The 15902-nt window shown below is 69.8% G+C and carries 6 protein-coding genes; 3 read left to right on the forward strand and 3 right to left on the reverse strand.

Translation table 11 applies throughout. The annotated features are described in order from the left end of the window. Nucleotides 1-11 precede the first annotated feature (11 nt). Nucleotides 12-5462 carry an AAA family ATPase gene (locus tag WME82_RS31735; protein WP_438038363.1) on the forward strand — a complete coding sequence of 1817 codons (5451 nt, stop codon included), beginning with the start codon at nucleotides 12-14 and terminating at the stop codon, nucleotides 5460-5462. 86 nt (nucleotides 5463-5548) lie between these two features. On the opposite strand, the gene WME82_RS31740 is transcribed toward WME82_RS31735, so the two are convergent. Together WME82_RS31740 and WME82_RS31745 are read right to left on the reverse strand one after the other, a co-directional pair. Beyond that, nucleotides 5549-6286, reverse strand: a complete 738-nt coding sequence (locus WME82_RS31740) for a pyridoxine 5'-phosphate synthase (protein WP_438038364.1) — start codon at nucleotides 6284-6286, stop codon at nucleotides 5549-5551. Nucleotides 6287-6426: 140 nt separating this feature from the next. Beyond that, nucleotides 6427-6756 (reverse strand): SPW repeat domain-containing protein, encoded by a 330-nt coding sequence (locus WME82_RS31745; RefSeq protein ID WP_438038365.1) that lies wholly within the window; start codon nucleotides 6754-6756, stop codon nucleotides 6427-6429. Nucleotides 6757-7077: 321 nt separating this feature from the next. Here WME82_RS31745 and WME82_RS31750 point away from each other — a divergent pair, with 321 nt between their 5' ends. Continuing rightward, entirely contained in the window at nucleotides 7078-8187 is a 1110-nt protein-coding gene (locus tag WME82_RS31750) for a THUMP domain-containing class I SAM-dependent RNA methyltransferase (RefSeq protein WP_438038366.1), read from the forward strand. Nucleotides 8188-8241: 54 nt separating this feature from the next. Here the strand turns inward: WME82_RS31750 and WME82_RS31755 are convergent, their stop codons facing one another. Further along, a complete protein-coding gene (locus WME82_RS31755; protein WP_437912060.1) occupies nucleotides 8242-10320 on the reverse strand; it encodes a protein kinase domain-containing protein in 2079 nt (692 codons plus the stop codon). Between the two features lie 532 nt (nucleotides 10321-10852). On the opposite strand from WME82_RS31755, the gene WME82_RS31760 reads away from it, so the two are divergent. After that, nucleotides 10853-15859, forward strand: coding sequence for a hypothetical protein (locus tag WME82_RS31760; protein ID WP_438038367.1), 5007 nt, complete (start codon nucleotides 10853-10855; stop codon nucleotides 15857-15859). Nucleotides 15860-15902 lie beyond the last annotated feature (43 nt).

Genomic DNA, 15902 nt, shown 5'->3' on the forward strand with positions numbered 1-15902 from the left:
AGGGCGAGCTCATGCAGATCCTCCTGGGCTACGATGTGACCGCGACCGTCGTCGAAGAGACGCGGACTGCCACCTATCGAGCCATCCGATCCGCCGACGGGCAGCCAGCGCTGATCAAGGCGCTCCACGTCGCTTACCCGACCCTGCTCGATATCACGCGCATCAAGCACGAGCACCAGCTCGCCCAGATGCTCGACAGCCCGTACATCCTGAAGGTGCAGCGGCTGGAGAAGCACCAGGGCGTACCGGTGCTCGTCCTCGAGGATTTCGCGGGTGAGCCGCTGCACTCCGCCATCCCCGCCGAAGGGCTGGACATCGAGCTGCTCCTCCGCGTCGCGATCCAGCTCTGCCGAGCGCTCGAAGCCTTGAATGAACGGGAGATCACCCACAAGAACATCCATCCGGGAAGCATCCTGTTCGACCGGGAGACCGGCCGCGCCAAGCTCACGGATTTCAGCATCGCTTCCCGGCTGCCTCGCGAGAGCCAGACGATCGAGAGCGTCGCCCGGATCGAGGGGCCCCTGGCCTACATGTCACCCGAGCAGACCGGCCGGATGAACCGGGCCCTCGACCATCGCACGGATTTCTACTCGCTCGGGGCGACGCTGTACCAGATGCTCACCGGCCGGCCGCCGTTCCTGGCCACCGATCTGCTCGAGCTCGTGCACTGTCACATCGCCCGGCGGCCGACGCCGCCGGAGGACCTGCGGCCGGGAGTGCCTGCCCCGCTGTCGAGCGTCGTCATGCGCTTGCTGGCCAAGGCGGCCGAGGACCGTTACCAGAGCGCGCGCGGGCTGCGCATCGACCTCGAGACCTGCCTCGCCGGGTGGAGCTCCGCCGGCGAGATAGCGCCGTTTCCGACAGGCAGGCAGGATCGCTCGGAGAGGCTGCAGTTCCCGCAGAAGCTCTACGGGCGCGACGCGGAGGTCGCCGCCCTCACGGGCGCCTTCGAGCGCGTCGCCCGAGGCGCCACCGAGATCGTGCTCGTCCACGGCTATTCCGGCGTCGGTAAATCGACGCTGGTCAACGAGCTCCACAGGCTCGTCGTCGGCCAGACCGGCAGCTTCCTCTCCGGCAAGTTCGATCAGTTCAATCGGGGTCTACCCTACAGCTCCCTCATCGAGGCGTTCCGGCAGAGCATCCGCCAGCTGCTCACCGAGGACGAGGCGCGGCTCTCTGTCTGGAGGACGCGGCTCGGACGCGCGCTGGGCCCCAACGGCCAGATCATCGTCGATGTGATCCCGGAGCTCGAGCTGGTCCTCGGCCAGCAGCCGGCCGTGCCCCAGCTCGGCCCAGCGGAGTCTCAGAACCGGTTTCGTCAGGTCTTCCAGAGCTTCATTCAGGCCTTCGCCCAGAGGGAGCACCTCCTCGTGCTCTTCCTCGACGACCTGCAGTGGGCCGACGCTGCGTCCCTGGATCTGCTCCGGTACCTGAGCGAAAACCCGGCCGGCGGCTACCTGCTGCTGATCGGCGCGTACCGAGACAACGAGGTCACGGACGGCCACCCGCTGGGCCGCGCGTTCGAGCGCCTCCAGGTGGAGGCGACGAGGGTCACCCACCTCGCGCTGGCGCCGCTCTCCCAGGACGATCTCACGGGGTGGCTCGTCGACGTCCTCTCGTGCACGGCAGAGCGCGCGGGGCCGCTCGCGTCGCTCCTGGCCAGCAAGACCCACGGCAATCCGTTCTTCGTCATGGAGTTCTTGAAGACGCTCCATCAAGAGCGGCTGCTCGTGTTCGACCCGGCGCTCTCGGACGAGCGCGGCGTGGGCGCGTGGCGCTGGGACATGGATCAGCTCAGGTCCGTCGGGGTCACGGACAACGTGGTCGACCTCCTGGTCGGCAAGCTGCAGAGGCTCCCGCTCGCGGCGCAGAGCGCGGTGAAGCTGGCGGCCTGCGTCGGGAGCCGCTTCGACTCGAACATCCTGTCCATCGTGTTCGAGCGCTCACCGCGGGAGACGGCCGACGCCCTGTGGGAGGCCGTGCAAGCGGGCCTCATCCTGCCCACGGATCAGTCGTACAAGCTGCTGCTCGGCGCCGAGCCGGGAGATGCCTTCGATGCGTCGCTGGAGGAGCTCGCCGTCCCGTACGAGTTCCTGCACGACCGCGTGCAGCAGGCAGCCTATTCGCTCATCCCCGACCAGGACCGGAAGAAGACCCACCTCGACATCGGCCGCCTCCTCCGGCGGCGCCTCCCGGCCGAGCGCGTCGCGGAGCGGCTCTTCGAGGTGGTCAATCACCTGAACGCAGGCGCCGAGGTGGTGCGCGACACGACGGAGCGCCAGGAGATCGCGCAGCTCGATCTCACCGCCGGTCGCAAGGCAAAGGCGTCCGCTGCCTACGAACCGGCGCTGCGCTACCTCGCCGCTGGCACCGAGCTCGTCGGGGCGGAGGGGTGGAGCCGCTGTCATGAGCTGACGTTCGCGCTGCACCTCGAGAGGGCCGAGTGCGACTATCTCATGACCCGCTTCGCGGACGCCGACGAGAGGTTCGCGCTCCTGCTCCGCAATGCCCGCGCCGACGACGAGCGGGTCGCCGTGCATACCGCCCGTGTGACGCAGCTCCTGCACCTGTGCCAGTACGAGCAGGCCGTGGAGACCGGCTTGCTCGCGCTGCAGCTGCTCGGCATACGGCTGTCGTCCAAGCCGCACATGGGTGAGGTGCTGCTCGAGCTCGCCCAGGTTCGATGGAAGCTGCGGGGCAGGCAGATCAGCGAGCTCAGCGAGCTGCCGGACCGCATGACGCCGGAGATCCGGGCGGCGATGGGTCTGCTCATCACCCTCTGGTTCCCTGCCTACCTGCTGCAGCGCGAGCAGCTCATCGGGCTCATCATCCTCAAGCTCGTGCAGCTGTCGCTCACCTACGGCAACACCGAGGCCTCCTCGTTCGCGTTCGCCTGCTTCGGCATGTTCAACAGCTCGGTGCTCCGCGATCCCAGGACGGGCGCGGCGTACGGCAAGCTCGCCCTGGTCCTGGCGCGCAAGTTCAATGATCCATCGGTGACGTGCAGGACGCTCTTCGTCATCGCGAGCTTCCTGGAGGTGTTCTCGTCCCACCTGCGCGAGGCGCTCGATCTGCTCGCGGAGGCGATCCAGTGCGCCGTCGACGCCGGCAACCTGGTGCAAGCATCGTACTGCATGTGCCTGAGCATCTACTGGACCTCTCTGGTCGACACCCCGATCGCCGAGGTGACCGCGCAGGCTCGCCGGTATCTCGAGTTCGGACGACGGACCGACGCCCAGAAGGTGGTCCAGTGCATGCAGATCACCCTGCGCTGGACGCGAGAGCTGCAGGACGCCGACCCCTCCGCGCTGCGCTCGAACGAGCACTCGCTCGAGCCTGACGCGTACGTCACCGAGGACATGCAGCGCGCGCAGCACCTGCTGCTGGCGCTCCAGATCGGCTACCTGTTCGAGCGTTATGACGAGGTGGTGGAGATCGCGTCGCGGCTCGAGGCCTACAAGGACATGCTGGACCCGAGCTCGGCGTTCGTTCCGCACCACGCGTTTTACCGGGCGCTCGCGGCGCTCTCGCTGGTTCCGGACGCGGACGGCGCGGACAGGCGCCGCCTGCGCGGCGCGATCGACAAGGCAAAGCGGATCTTGCACAAGTGGGCCGAGCACAGCGCGGTGAACGCCCGCCACAAGGTTGCGCTGGTGCTGGCCGAGGAGGCGCGCGTGGAGGGCCGATCCAGGCAGGCGGCGAGGCTCTACGACGACGCGATCTCCGCAGCGCGGAAGAGCGAGTACCTCCACGATGTGGCTTTGGCGTGCGAGCGCGCGGCGCTGTTCCATCTGAACAGGGGCAAACCGCAGCTGGCCGGCTCGTACCTCCAGGAGGCGCGCGGCTGCTATCTCACCTGGGGCGCGCACACCAAGGTCCGCGCGCTCGACGAGCAGTATCCCGTGCTCCTCATGCGGTCGTCTCCGGCGCAGGTGAAGCATCAGAGCGGCACCGCCGTGACGGTGTCGCCGACGCCCCAGGACCTCGACTTGACCACGGTCGTCAAGGCGTCCCAGGTGCTCTCCAGCGAGATCATGCTCGGTCGGCTCCTGGACAGGATCATGCAGATCATGCTCGAGAACGCAGGCGCAGAGAAGGGAGTCCTCCTCATCAAGGAAGCCGGCCAGCTCGTCATCGAGGCCAAGGGGACGATCGCGTCCGGCGAGGTCACCGTGCTGCAGTCGATCCCGATGGATCAGAGCCCGGATCTCCCGCACGCGCTGGTGAACTACGTCGCCAGGACGCGGGAGAGCGTCGTGCTGCGCGACGCGGCGCGGGATGAGCGGCTGGTCAGCGACCCCTACGTCGTGCGTTGCCAGCCGAGGTCGGTGCTCTGTGCCCCGCTCGTTCATCAGGGACAGCTCGTCGGTGTGCTGTATCTCGAGAACAACCTCATCACCGACACCTTCACCTCGGATCGGCTGAAGGTGCTCCGTCTGCTCTCGTCGCAGGTCGCGATCTCGATCGAGAACGCGCGGCTCTACAACGATCTCGAGCGGAAGGTCGACGAGCGAACCGAGGAGCTCAAGCGCAAGAACATCGCGCTGGCGTCGACGCTCGAGCACCTCCAGCAGACCCAGCAGCAGCTGATCCAGGCGGAGAAGATGGCGTCGCTCGGCAACCTCACCGCGGGAGTCGCTCACGAGCTCAAGAACCCGCTCAATTTCGTCAACAACTTCGCTGAGCTGTCCGTTCGATTCGCGGATGAGCTCGTCACGCTCTCGACCGAGCTCCATCTCGACGACCCGCACAGCGGCGAGGTCATGGCGAAGATCAGGGAGGTGCTCCCGATGCTGAGGATCAACGCGAACAAGATCGCGGAGCACGGCAAGCGCGCGAACGCCATCGTGAACAACATGCTGCTGCACTCCCGTGTCCTGTCGGGCGTCCGAGAGCCGGTGAATTTGAACGCGCTGGTCGAGAAGTCGGTCGAGCTCGCGATGGTCGGCAAGCTCGCTGCGGCGCCCGCCCTGGACGTGGTGGTCGAGAAGGAGTTCGACGCTTCGCTCCCGCCGGTCGAGGTGATGGATCAGGAGCTCGCTCGCGTGATCATCAACCTGGTCAACAACGCGCTCTACTCCGTGGGTGAGCGGGTGCGGGCGGAGAGGGGCGCCGCGGCCGAGCCACCTCGCATCCGGGTGTCGACGCGCCGGGTCGGGTCGATCGCCGAGATCCGGATCTGGGACAACGGCACCGGGATACCGGAGCTCATCCGTGAGCGGATCTTCGACCCATTCTTCACGACCAAGCCCAACGGGCAGGGCACCGGGCTAGGGCTCTCCATCTGCTATGAGATCGTGCGTCACGGCCATGGAGGCGCGATCCGGCTCGGGAACACCGAGAAGGGGCGCCACGCGGAGTTCATCGTGGAGCTGCCGGTGCGTGGCCCCGCGTCCCGCCCGTCCGCGGCCGTGCCGGTGGATGACGTCGCTGTCGATCCGCTGAGCAAACACCGGAGCTGACCAGGGCTGGCGCCGCCGGCGGCGCGATCGCGGCGGGGCGAGCTCGGCCGGCGCAGCGCTGACCGGCGCGCTCGGCCGGCCCTCCGCTACTGCGCCGGCGCGGGGCGCCCCTCGACCGCCGCGAGGTAGTCGCGCACGGATTGCTTCATCCCGACCTCGAGCGCATGCGCCACGAGGTGGTGACCGATCGACACCTCTTGAATCTGCGGCGCCTCGCGGACGAGCGGCGCGAGGTTCTCCACGGTGAGGTCGTGCCCCGCGTTGATCCCGACCCCGGCCGCCACGGCGGCCCTCACGGTCGCGACGATCTTGTCGAGCTCCGCGCGGTGATCGCCGCGATCGAACGCCTGGGCGTAAGGACCCGTGTAGATCTCGATGCGATCGGCCCCGATCGCCGCGACCACGGGCACCACCGCCGGGTCGGCCTCGACGAAGAGGCTTGTCCGGATCCCCTCCTCCTTGAGCCGCTTCACCACGGGCTGGAGGACGAAGCGCCATTTCGCGACGTCCCAGCCGCGGTGCGAGGTGAGCTCGCCCGGCGTGACCGGGACCAGCGTGCACTGCGTCGGCCTGAGCTCGAGCGTGAGGTCCAGGAACTCCTCGCGGAGATCGCCTTCGAAGTTCGTCTCCACCGTGGTGATGTGGCGAGTCACCGCCCGCGCGTCGTCCGGCGTGATGTGCCGCCGGTCCGCTCTCGGATGGATGGTGATGCCGTGGGCTCCGTAGTCGACGATCTTCCGGGCGAAGGAGAGGACATTCGGGGCATCGTGTCCCCGCGAGTTCCGCAGGAGCGCGATCTTGTTCACGTTGACGCTGAGCTTCATGGGACATCCTCTCGCCGGCTCGTGCGCGGCGCTCGCGACGCCGCTATACACGATCGACGCCGCGAGGCGAACACGCCGCGCGCCGCCAGCGCGCAGCTGGGGGAGCGCCGTCGGCGCTCCCGCCGCCGGCCCTTCGGCGCCTACACGCGCGGCGCGGTCCGCGAGCCCCGCACCGCGACGTCGGTCGCGAGGAGCGACACGACGAGGATGCCGACGGCGACGAGCGCGTTGTTCCACACCGTCGCCATCAGCAGCGCCGGTATCGTCCAGGCGCTGACGAAGAGCCACACCGCCAGGATCGCGGTGGCGTAACGCGCCCTCGGCGCCCAGAGCGCGATCAGGGCGAAGACGACGCACAGCGCGCCCACCACCCAGGTGTTGGTGAACTCGTCCCGGCCGTGGCGCCAGAGGAACGCGGAGATCAAGAGCCAGATCCCGAGCGCGATGTTGATGCCACGCAAAGCCGCCATCCGATGCTCCATTGGCCTCCCTCCCTCGCGGATCGCCGTGCCGGCGCCTCCGCCGCGCGACGCCCTGGCTCCCTCGCTCTGCCCGCTCGCCGCGGCCTCGGGCCAGGCGTCCTGCCCGAGCGGCCTCGGCCCGCCGAGCGCGGAGCCCGCTCACCCCACCTGCCGAGCGCCGGCGTCCCTGCGCCCGGTCCACACACCCCAGAGCTCAGCGAACGCCGTGCGAATCCAGTGCCACGCGCCTCGCCCCGGGAGCGGCCGCGCGGCCAGAGGCCGCGTTCGTGAGGGCCGCCGCGCGGCGGTTCGGCTAGAAGCCCCGTCGCCATGGACTTCTTCGCGACCGCCGCCAAAGGAACCGAGCCCGCCCTCCGCGACGAGCTCCGCGAGCACCGGTTCCGCGGCGTCCGCGCGGATCGCGGCGGCGTCCACTTCTCCGGCCCGCCGGACGAGGGCTTCCGCGCGTGCATCGAGCTCCGCACCGCCGTGCGCGTGCTCGTCGAGCTCGCCTCGTTCGACGCGCCCAGCGGGGACGCGCTCTACGAGGGCGTCTCGCGCGTCGACTGGGCCCCTTACCTGAGCCCGGTCCACACGCTCGCCGTCCGCGCCTCCTGCCGCTCGAGCGCGCTGACCCACACCCAGTTCATCGCGCAGCGGACCAAGGACGCCATCGTCGACCAGATCCGGCGCCGCGTCGGCGCCCGCCCGTCGGTCGACCTCGACGACCCGGATCTCGCCCTCTTCCTCCACCTCGTCCGCGACCGCGCGACGCTCTACGCCGACCTCGGCGGCGCCGCGCTCCACCGCCGCGGCTACCGCACGCACATCGGCGGCGCGCCGCTCAAGGAGACGCTCGCCGCCGCGCTGCTCCGCCTCTCCGGCTGGGACCGCGCCCGCCCGTTCGTCGACCCGATGTGCGGCGCCGGCACCATCGCCCTCGAGGCCGCGCTCTGGGCGCGGGACATCGCCCCCGGCCTGCGCGCGCAGCGCTTCGGCTTCGAGCGGTGGGCGTGCCACGATCAGGCCGCCGCGCGGCGCACGACCGAGCTCCGCGACGCCGCCCGCGCGCGGATCCGGCCCGAGGGCCCCGCGATCGTCGCCGCCGACATCGACCCCCGCGCCGCCGAGATCACCCGCGGCAACGCCCGGATGGCCGGCGTGCAGCTCGAGGTCCGCTGTCAGTCCATCACCGCGCTCGCCCCGACCGCGCCGCCGGGCCACGTCCTGACCAACCCGCCGTACGGCGAGCGCCTGCCGGGGACGCTGGCCCTCTACCGCGACATGGCGGCGGCGCTGTCGCGGCTCGAGGGCCACCGCGTCGCCATCCTCGCCGGCACCGAGGACATCGAGCACGCCATGCGCAGGAGGCCGGAGCGCTCGCTCACCGTGTTCAACGGCCCGATCGAGTGCCGGCTGCTGACGTACGACATCCCCTGAACCGGCGCGCGGTGTCGGAGAGGGCGCGCCGCGCGGGAGGGCGCGTGCGAGACGTCAGGAGAGCAGGCGCATCACAAGGAACATCGCCAGCGCCGTCAGGAGCATCCCGGCGACGAAGCCGATGATGAGCCCCCGCTTGCCGGCGAGCCAGCTCGGCTCCCGCGCCTGCGGAGGCGCCGGCGCAGGCGCAGGCGGCGCCTGGGGCACGACGACGTGATCGGGCATCGTCGCGCGGCGCTCCAGCACCGTGCGCTGCTCTGCGATGGTCGTGGCGAGCTCGAACGGCAGCGACGCCGCCGGGGCTGCCGGCGAGGCGCTGTCGGCCGCGGCCGGCGCTCTCCGTACGACCGCCGCGGAGTCCCCGGCGGTCTCCGCGCTCGCCGCGCCGAACCCCATCGCCCCGAACCCCTGCGGGCTCGCCGCCTGGAGCTCGCCGGGCGTCACCGTGGGCATCTGGCTCTCGGCCGGGGGGTGGGACGAGACCAGCCGGAGCGTGTTGGCGGCGCGCGGCGATCTCCTGTCCCACGCCCCTGCCGCCCCCCCGTCGAGCGGGCTCTGCGGCGTCGCCGGGACCGGCACGGAATCGACGCGCACCAAACCGACCTCGGCCCGCTTCTCGGGCGTGCCCAGCCCGAAGTCCTCGGCGGAGCGGAGCGTCGCCTTCACCTCGCGGCCAGGAGGCGTGATGTCGAGCTCGTCGCCCTCGTCATAGGCCGCCGTGTGGACTCGCACCCTCGCCGGACCGAGGAGCTCGTCGCGACGGACCATGGTGAGCGTGCTGTCGTCGTCCCCGCTCGCGTCGTCGTACGCGCCCGGCTCGGCCAGGCCGTTCCCCGAGAGCAGCGCCTCGCTGGCGCCGTGGGACCAGGACGGGAGCTGCAGCGAGATCTCCGGCACCGACTCCCCGGCCCAGCGCTGCGGCTCGGCGCCCGCCCCCGGCGCGACCGCCTGAGGATCGAGCGTCTGCGGGAGCTCCGAGGGCGGCGGCGCGTGGTGAAGCACCACCGGCGGCGGACGCGCGACCTCGGCGCCCGCCCCCCCGCCGGAGACGAGCGTCCGGGCCGACTCGATCGAGAGCTCCGCCCTGGGCGCCTGGCCGGAGATCGGCGCCGACGTCGAGCTCGGCAGCGACGTCAACGGCGGGAGCGACATCGGCCCCCGCTGCAGCGACGCGTCCCGCGAGAAGAGCGAGCTCGGCTGCCGGCGCGAGATCGGCCCGAGCCCCACGGCCGTGTCGGGCAGCTCGGCCAGCAGGCAGTGCAGCGTGTACCCGAGCTCGCGCGCCGTCTGGTACCTGTCCGCCGGCTCCTTGGCGAGCGCCTTCACGATCAGCGCCTCGAGGCGCGGGTGGATCCCGGGCGCGCAGCTGCTCGGCGCCGGCACCGGCGCATGGATGTGGAGCGTCGCCGTGTGGAGCGGCGTCTCGCCCTCGAACGGCAGCCGCCCCGTGACGAGCTGGAACAAGAGGACCCCGCAGGTGTACAGGTCGGCCCGCTGATCCACCGGCAGCAGCCCGCACTGCTCCGGAGCCATGTAGGCCGGCGTGCCGACGAACGTGCCCGCGCGCGTCACGACGGACAGCGGGTCGGCGAGGAGCTCGGGCGCCTCGCCGGACGAGCCCGTGTCGAGGATCTTGGCGATCCCGAAATCGAGCACCTTCACCCGCTCGCCGTGAGGGTGCATGGGGTCGGGGACCACCATGACGTTCTCGGGCTTCAGATCGCGGTGCACGACGCCCATCTCGTGGGCGACCGCGAGCGCCTCGCACACCTCCGAGAGGATGCGGACCGCCCGCGCCTGGCCGATCGCGCCGTGGCGCTCGAGGAGGACGTAGAGGTCGTCCCCCGAGAGCAGCTCCATCACGATGTAGCTGAGGGCGCCCTCGACCCCGTACTCGAAGATCTTGACGGAGTTCGGGTGCTTCACCCGCGCCGCGGCCTTCGCCTCGCGCTGGAAGCGCCGGATGAACGCGCGGTCCCCGGTGAACTCCGGGTTCATGATCTTGATCGCCACCCGGCGGGGCTCGGCGTCGCGCTCGGCGATGAAGACGCTGGCCATGCCGCCCTCGCCGAGGAAGCGGGTGATCGTGAACCGCCCGGCCACCTTGCGGCCGAGGAGCGCTTCATGCCTCATGCGCCCGGCACCTGCCGGCGTCTGCCCCGCTCGCCCGCTTCCGGGCGGCCGCACCGCATGCCCGCCCCAGGGCGGCCGTGCCCCTCGCGCAGGAGAGCGCTGCGCCCATGGCTGTCCGCGCGCCCGCGCGACCCGCGCGTCCGATGCGAGGGAGAGTGCACGCGGCGACCATACCAAAGAACTCGACAGCCGACGACTTGTCGGCCCCCGGCGGCGCGCGGTGCCCCTTCCGCGAGCGCGCGCCGCGCGCCGCCGCGCCCGCGCCCTCGACCGTCCCGAGCACTGCTCCGACCGCCGTCACCCCGGAGACGGGCGCCGGTCGCAAGCTCGTCCGGCAACAGTTAACTCTTTAACGCCACCCCCGATGCGCATGTGCGACAGGTGCTTAACTTATCGAAAGAGCTCGCGTTCGAGCGTCGGCGAGCGTTGGCAACGTTCTTGCCTTGGGGGGACTACCTCGCGCTGCGCCCTGTGCGCCGTGAAGGGTCAGCTTGTGCGTCGATCTCGACAGGCAGCTTCCGGAGGATCGTTGATGAATCGAATTTTTAGGCGTGCGGTGCTCCTCGGCACCGTCGCGCTGACCGTCGTGGGGGCGGGCTGCGCCGAGGAGCGGCCGTCCATCAGAAGGGTGCAGAGCGATGCGCTCGCCAAGTCCTTCTTCGTTGGAGGGGACCTCAAAGACATCGTCGATGACCCCGAGTTCTACATGCGGGGTACGGTCGTCGACGTCGGGTACGGCGCCGCCCAAGATGGCCTCTTCACGTCGACCTACGCCCAGCCCGTCTCCCGGATCAAGTGGGAGATCACCGAGCGCCAGCTCAACGCCCGGCTCGCCTACGAGCGCATCGAGGGGACCGACGGCAAGGGCAACAACTATAACGGGCTCACCAAGAAGACGACGAACGACGGCCAGATCGTCGCGAGCTACGCGATCGAGTCGCATTTCGACATCGTCCGCGACTACAACCCCTCGACCGGCGAGGAGTCGAACGTCATCGTCGAGAACACGAGCGACCGGCTCTGGTACGAGCGCGAGTACTTCCGCGTCGACTGGTCCCGCAACCTCGCCACCGACGCCTACAACTTCGACACCCTGTCGCAGGTCGGCCTTTACGGAGGTGTCGAGTACGAGCCGCTCGCCTATTACGTCAGCGATCCCGCGTCCGCCGACGCCCCGCGGTTCGACAGCAAGAACGGCTACTTCGACGTCACGACGAAGGCGTTCGCCAAGCCTGTCCTGCTCGACCTCTCGAGCCTCGGCTGGGGCATCGACAAGTTCCCGGCCTGCATGCTCCCGGGCGACTTCGCCGGCGGCACCGACCCGTACGGCAACTGCAACCCGGTCGAGATCACGATCCGGCAGTCGTTCAAGAAGGTGGTCGACAGCGACTACGAGCCGGTCGACGTCGACGGCGTGAGGTTCCAGGCGTTCGGCAACTTCACCGCCGATTACCGCTATGGCTACGACCGCAACTACGGGATCGTGGACAACCAGTGGCGGCGCTTCGCGTCCCGCTACAACCTCTGGAAGCGCAGCCACTTCTACGACGACCCCGAGGCGATGGAGGGCGCGATCGCCTGCGCGACCCGGGAGACGGCCCCGGATGGCGACGTGACCGCCGATCCGAACCTCGACGAGGACAAGGACGGCACCGCGGACGTGTGCGCGGCGGCCGGCGCGGGCTCGCAGTGCGACGTGTACAAGCAGAAGTGCACGCTGCCCTACGCGGACCGCGAGGCCGTCGTCATCCCCTGGTACGTCGGCGGCAACACGTCGGAGGACATCTTCGAGGCGACCCAGTGGGCCGCCGAGGAGTGGGATCTCGCGATGAAGACCGCGATCCAGACGTCGCGCCTCGTCGAGTGCCGCAAGACGGGCGGCCAGGACTGCGACGCGAGGTTCCCGATGTGGAAGGGCCAGCAGGACGACATCGACGAGGCCGTCGCGATCTCGCGCGCGCTGAACGCGTGCCGCCGCACGGAGGGCTGGGACGCGCCGGCGTGCGACGATGCGGCCAGGGGGGCCGTGGAGCAGCTCTCTCAGCGGCGCGGCGGCGACCAGGCGACGCTCGCGATCGGAAGCGTCGTCACGCAGCCTTCGGTGATCGTGCTCTGCCACAACCCCATCGTGGAGGGCGACCACCCCGCCTGCGGCGACACGAGCGTTCCCCTCGAGGAGCGCGTCGCCCCGCGGCTCGGCGATCTCCGCTACAACAGCGTGCTCATCGTCGACAAGCCCCAGACCCCGTCGCCCTGGGGCATCATGGCCGACGCGGACGACCCGATCACGGGCGAGAAGGTGGCCGCCAGCATCAACATCTGGAGCCACGTCACCGACTCCGCGGCGCAGCAGCTCGTCGACATCGTCCGCTACATCAACGGCGAGATCCCGACCTCCGAGATCACCGACGGCAAGTACATCCGCGACTGGGCGCAGGCGAGCCGCGTCTCGGGCGGCGGCCAGGGGCCCACGATGACGAAGCAGGAGGTCACGTCGCGGCTCGCGAGCGCCACGAAGCTCGACGCCGAGGCGTACAAAAACCTCGTCGCGCAGGGGGTCTCCCCCCAGCTCGAGGCGATCATCGAGCCGATGAAGGCGAAGGTCGCCGACGTCGCGGTACGGGGGGACGTCCCCTCCCCGCAGCAGGCGGTCGTGGGCGCCCGCATGAAGGCCGCGCGAGGCAGCCTCGCCGAGTCGGAGCTCATGAACCCGGCGATGCTGAAGCGCGCGGGCGTCCCCGCCGGCCTGCCCATCGAGGGCCCGCTCGCCGACGCGGCGTCGCCGTTCGCGATGAACAACCCGAAGATGCACTCGCAGCTCCGCCGCATGCACGACAACGCGCTGGCCGAGCGCGGCGCCTGCATCCTGCACGAGGCCCCCGAGGCCTCGGCGATGACGGGCCTCGCGGACGCGCTCCGCGAGAAGTTCCCCGTGGGCGACAAGGAGACGGCCGACGAGAAGCGGGGGCGCTACGAGCAGATGTTCAAGTACATCCAGCGCCGCTACCAGTACGCGGTCATCGCGCACGAGATGGGGCACTCCATCGGCCTCCGGCACAACTTCGTGAGCAACACCGCCGCGCTCTTCTTCCGGCCCCAGTACTGGCAGCTCAGGACGAAGAACGGAAAGATCAAGGCGGCGTGCGCCGGTGAGGCGGGCGAGAGCCCGGAGGAGTGCGTCGGCCCCCGCTACTTCGACGCGATCACGGACGAAGAGCAGAAGAACATGATCTGGATGTTCCAGCACTCCACGGTCATGGACTACCCGGGCGACGTCTCGCAGGACCTGGTCGGCCTGGGCGTCTACGACTTCGCCGCCGCGCGCTTCTTCTACGGCGACAACGTGAGCGTCTACGACAACGGCGATCGCAACTACCTCGCCGGCGGCAGGATCGGCGGCGGGCTCCTCGCCGCGACGGACACCTTCGGCGGGCTGGCCGGCATCAAGTACGGCATGTTCGCGAAGCGCACCGCCACGGCCGAGCCCAGGGTCAACGACTTCCACTACTCCCGGCTGCAAGCACAGTACGAGGTCATCCGCGACTGCTACGACGTGCAGGCGACCCCGCCCGCGACGTGGAATGAGGCGCTCGACGGCAAGTGGCACCCGCTCCTCGACGGCGGCATCGTCACGGTCGGCGACGAGACGAAGCGCTGCCGCCAGCAGCCGGTCGACTACGTCGGCTGGAAGCAGCTGCGCAAGCCGGTGGACAACGAGACGTCGCTCATCGCCTTCCGCGGCGGTCCGGCGATCGACGCCCAGAACCGCGTCCGCGTGCCGTACGGGTTCGCGACCGACAACTGGGCCGACACCGGCAACGCCTCGGTCTTCCGTCACGACAACGGCGCCGATCCGTACGAGCAGCTGATGTTCCTGATCACCTCCCAGGAGAACAGGCACATCTTCGACAACTTCCGGCGCAACCGCACGACGTTCAGCGTCCGCGCCGCGGCGGATCGGTCCTACAGCCGCTACAACGAGAAGATGCTCGGCATCGCCGGCGGCATCGGGTTCTACGGGACGATCTACCAGGATCTCGCGACGAACCAGGGCGCGTCGTTCGACACGCTGTGGCCGCTCCTCATCGACGGCGGCCTCCAGGAGAACGTCGTGGCCGCGACGGTGGCCTTCGATCACTTCGCCAGGCAGCTCGCCCGCCCGGAGGAGGGGCCGCACTACCTGCGCACCCGGGAGGCCAACGATCCGAGCAACCCGTGGTCCGAGTGGAACGTCCTGCGCTCGAACCTCGACGGCGACGACTGGGGCGCCGGCGATGGCTTCGGCGAGTTCGGCGGCACGACCAACACCCCCGTGCTGGTGCAGATCCCGAACGGCTCGACCGGCTACCTGAAGGACGTCGGGTTCGGCGGTCACCCGCTCGAGAACAGGAACTCGGAGGACCACGGCGACTTCGACACCGATTACTCGTTCAACGCGGGCAGCTACTACGACAAGATCCACGCGGCCATCCTGCTCTCCGAGTCGGAGGACCGGTTCGTCAGCAGCTCCCGCCGCGACTTCTACGACGCCCGCTTCCGCGCGGTCGGCATGGCCGACGTGCTGCCCGAGGGCTACCGCCGCGTGCTCGCCAACGCCTTCACCGGCGACCGCTCGCTCCTCGCGCCTCGCCTCGAGGCCGGCGCGGACGGCCTCCCGGTGCTCGACAAGGAGAGCAAGGATCCCGATCCGCTGGCGAAGGAGTTTCCGGCGCGCCCGATGGGCTGGGTCAGCTGGTGGCCGAACGAGGGGCCGAAGGTCTGCTTCCCGACCGACGGGAAGAACGTCTGCACGAACTACACCGGCGGCGACTTCAATCCGGCGACCGTGGACCGGACCCTCGCGGTCGATCCGCAGATCGGCTGGGAGGTGCAGAAGTTCCTGATCGCGTGGACACTCGCGCACATCCCCGCGAACGGCAAGACGAACTGGCTCGACATGATGCGCATCTACCGGCTCGGCAGGGACGCGGACCCGGGCTTCGAGCAGCGCATCGAGTGGCAGGACCCGACGTCCGGGCAGGTCTATTACGCCCGCACGTACGGCATGGAGTGCCTCTTCGGGGCCGGCAAGAACAGGACGGCCTGCGAGGGCTCCGGCGGCAAGTGGGTGCAGAAGGGCATCGCGGCCCGCGTGCTCGAGTACGCCAACGCCCTCACCGCGAATGGCTACCAGCTCGACCCGAGGCACGAGGCGCAGCCGGGCAACCCGACAGACAGTATCCCCGCGGATCCCGCGTACGTCGCCGACTACGGCCCCGGCTTCAACAAGTACGGTCGCGCGATGATCACGTACCACCCGGACGGCACCGCGATCATCGTCCCGGACCCCGCGATCAAGGACGTGCCCGCGACAGGCCCGTTCAAGGACGTGCCGGCGTGCGATCAGAACATCAACGAGAACTGCACCCAGCTCACCATCTACAAGAACCACTACGCGTACGAGCTGAAGGGCTACAAGTCGGTGCCTGACTACCTGCTCAAGATGATGGCCCAGTTCGGCCTCGCCGACCCGGAGCAGCTGGGCATCTTCCCCGACTGATCCACGCCTCCCCACGCCGGGGCCCCGCGCTCCCCCTCATAAG

The organism is Sorangium sp. So ce128 (assembly GCF_051525245.1).
Taxonomy (GTDB): Bacteria; Myxococcota_A; Polyangia; order Polyangiales; family Polyangiaceae; genus Sorangium; species Sorangium cellulosum_B.

What these genes read in the sequence shown, in the direction of transcription:
- WME82_RS31735 (WP_438038363.1), top strand. Translation starts at nt 12, where the DNA reads ATGCAGATCCTCCTGGGCTACGATGTGACCGCGACCGTCGTCGAAGAG.
- WME82_RS31740 (WP_438038364.1), bottom strand. Translation starts at nt 6,286, where the DNA reads ATGAAGCTCAGCGTCAACGTGAACAAGATCGCGCTCCTGCGGAACTCG.
- WME82_RS31745 (WP_438038365.1), bottom strand. Translation starts at nt 6,756, where the DNA reads ATGGCGGCTTTGCGTGGCATCAACATCGCGCTCGGGATCTGGCTCTTG.
- WME82_RS31750 (WP_438038366.1), top strand. Translation starts at nt 7,078, where the DNA reads ATGGACTTCTTCGCGACCGCCGCCAAAGGAACCGAGCCCGCCCTCCGC.
- WME82_RS31755 (WP_437912060.1), bottom strand. Translation starts at nt 10,320, where the DNA reads ATGAGGCATGAAGCGCTCCTCGGCCGCAAGGTGGCCGGGCGGTTCACG.
- WME82_RS31760 (WP_438038367.1), top strand. Translation starts at nt 10,853, where the DNA reads ATGAATCGAATTTTTAGGCGTGCGGTGCTCCTCGGCACCGTCGCGCTG.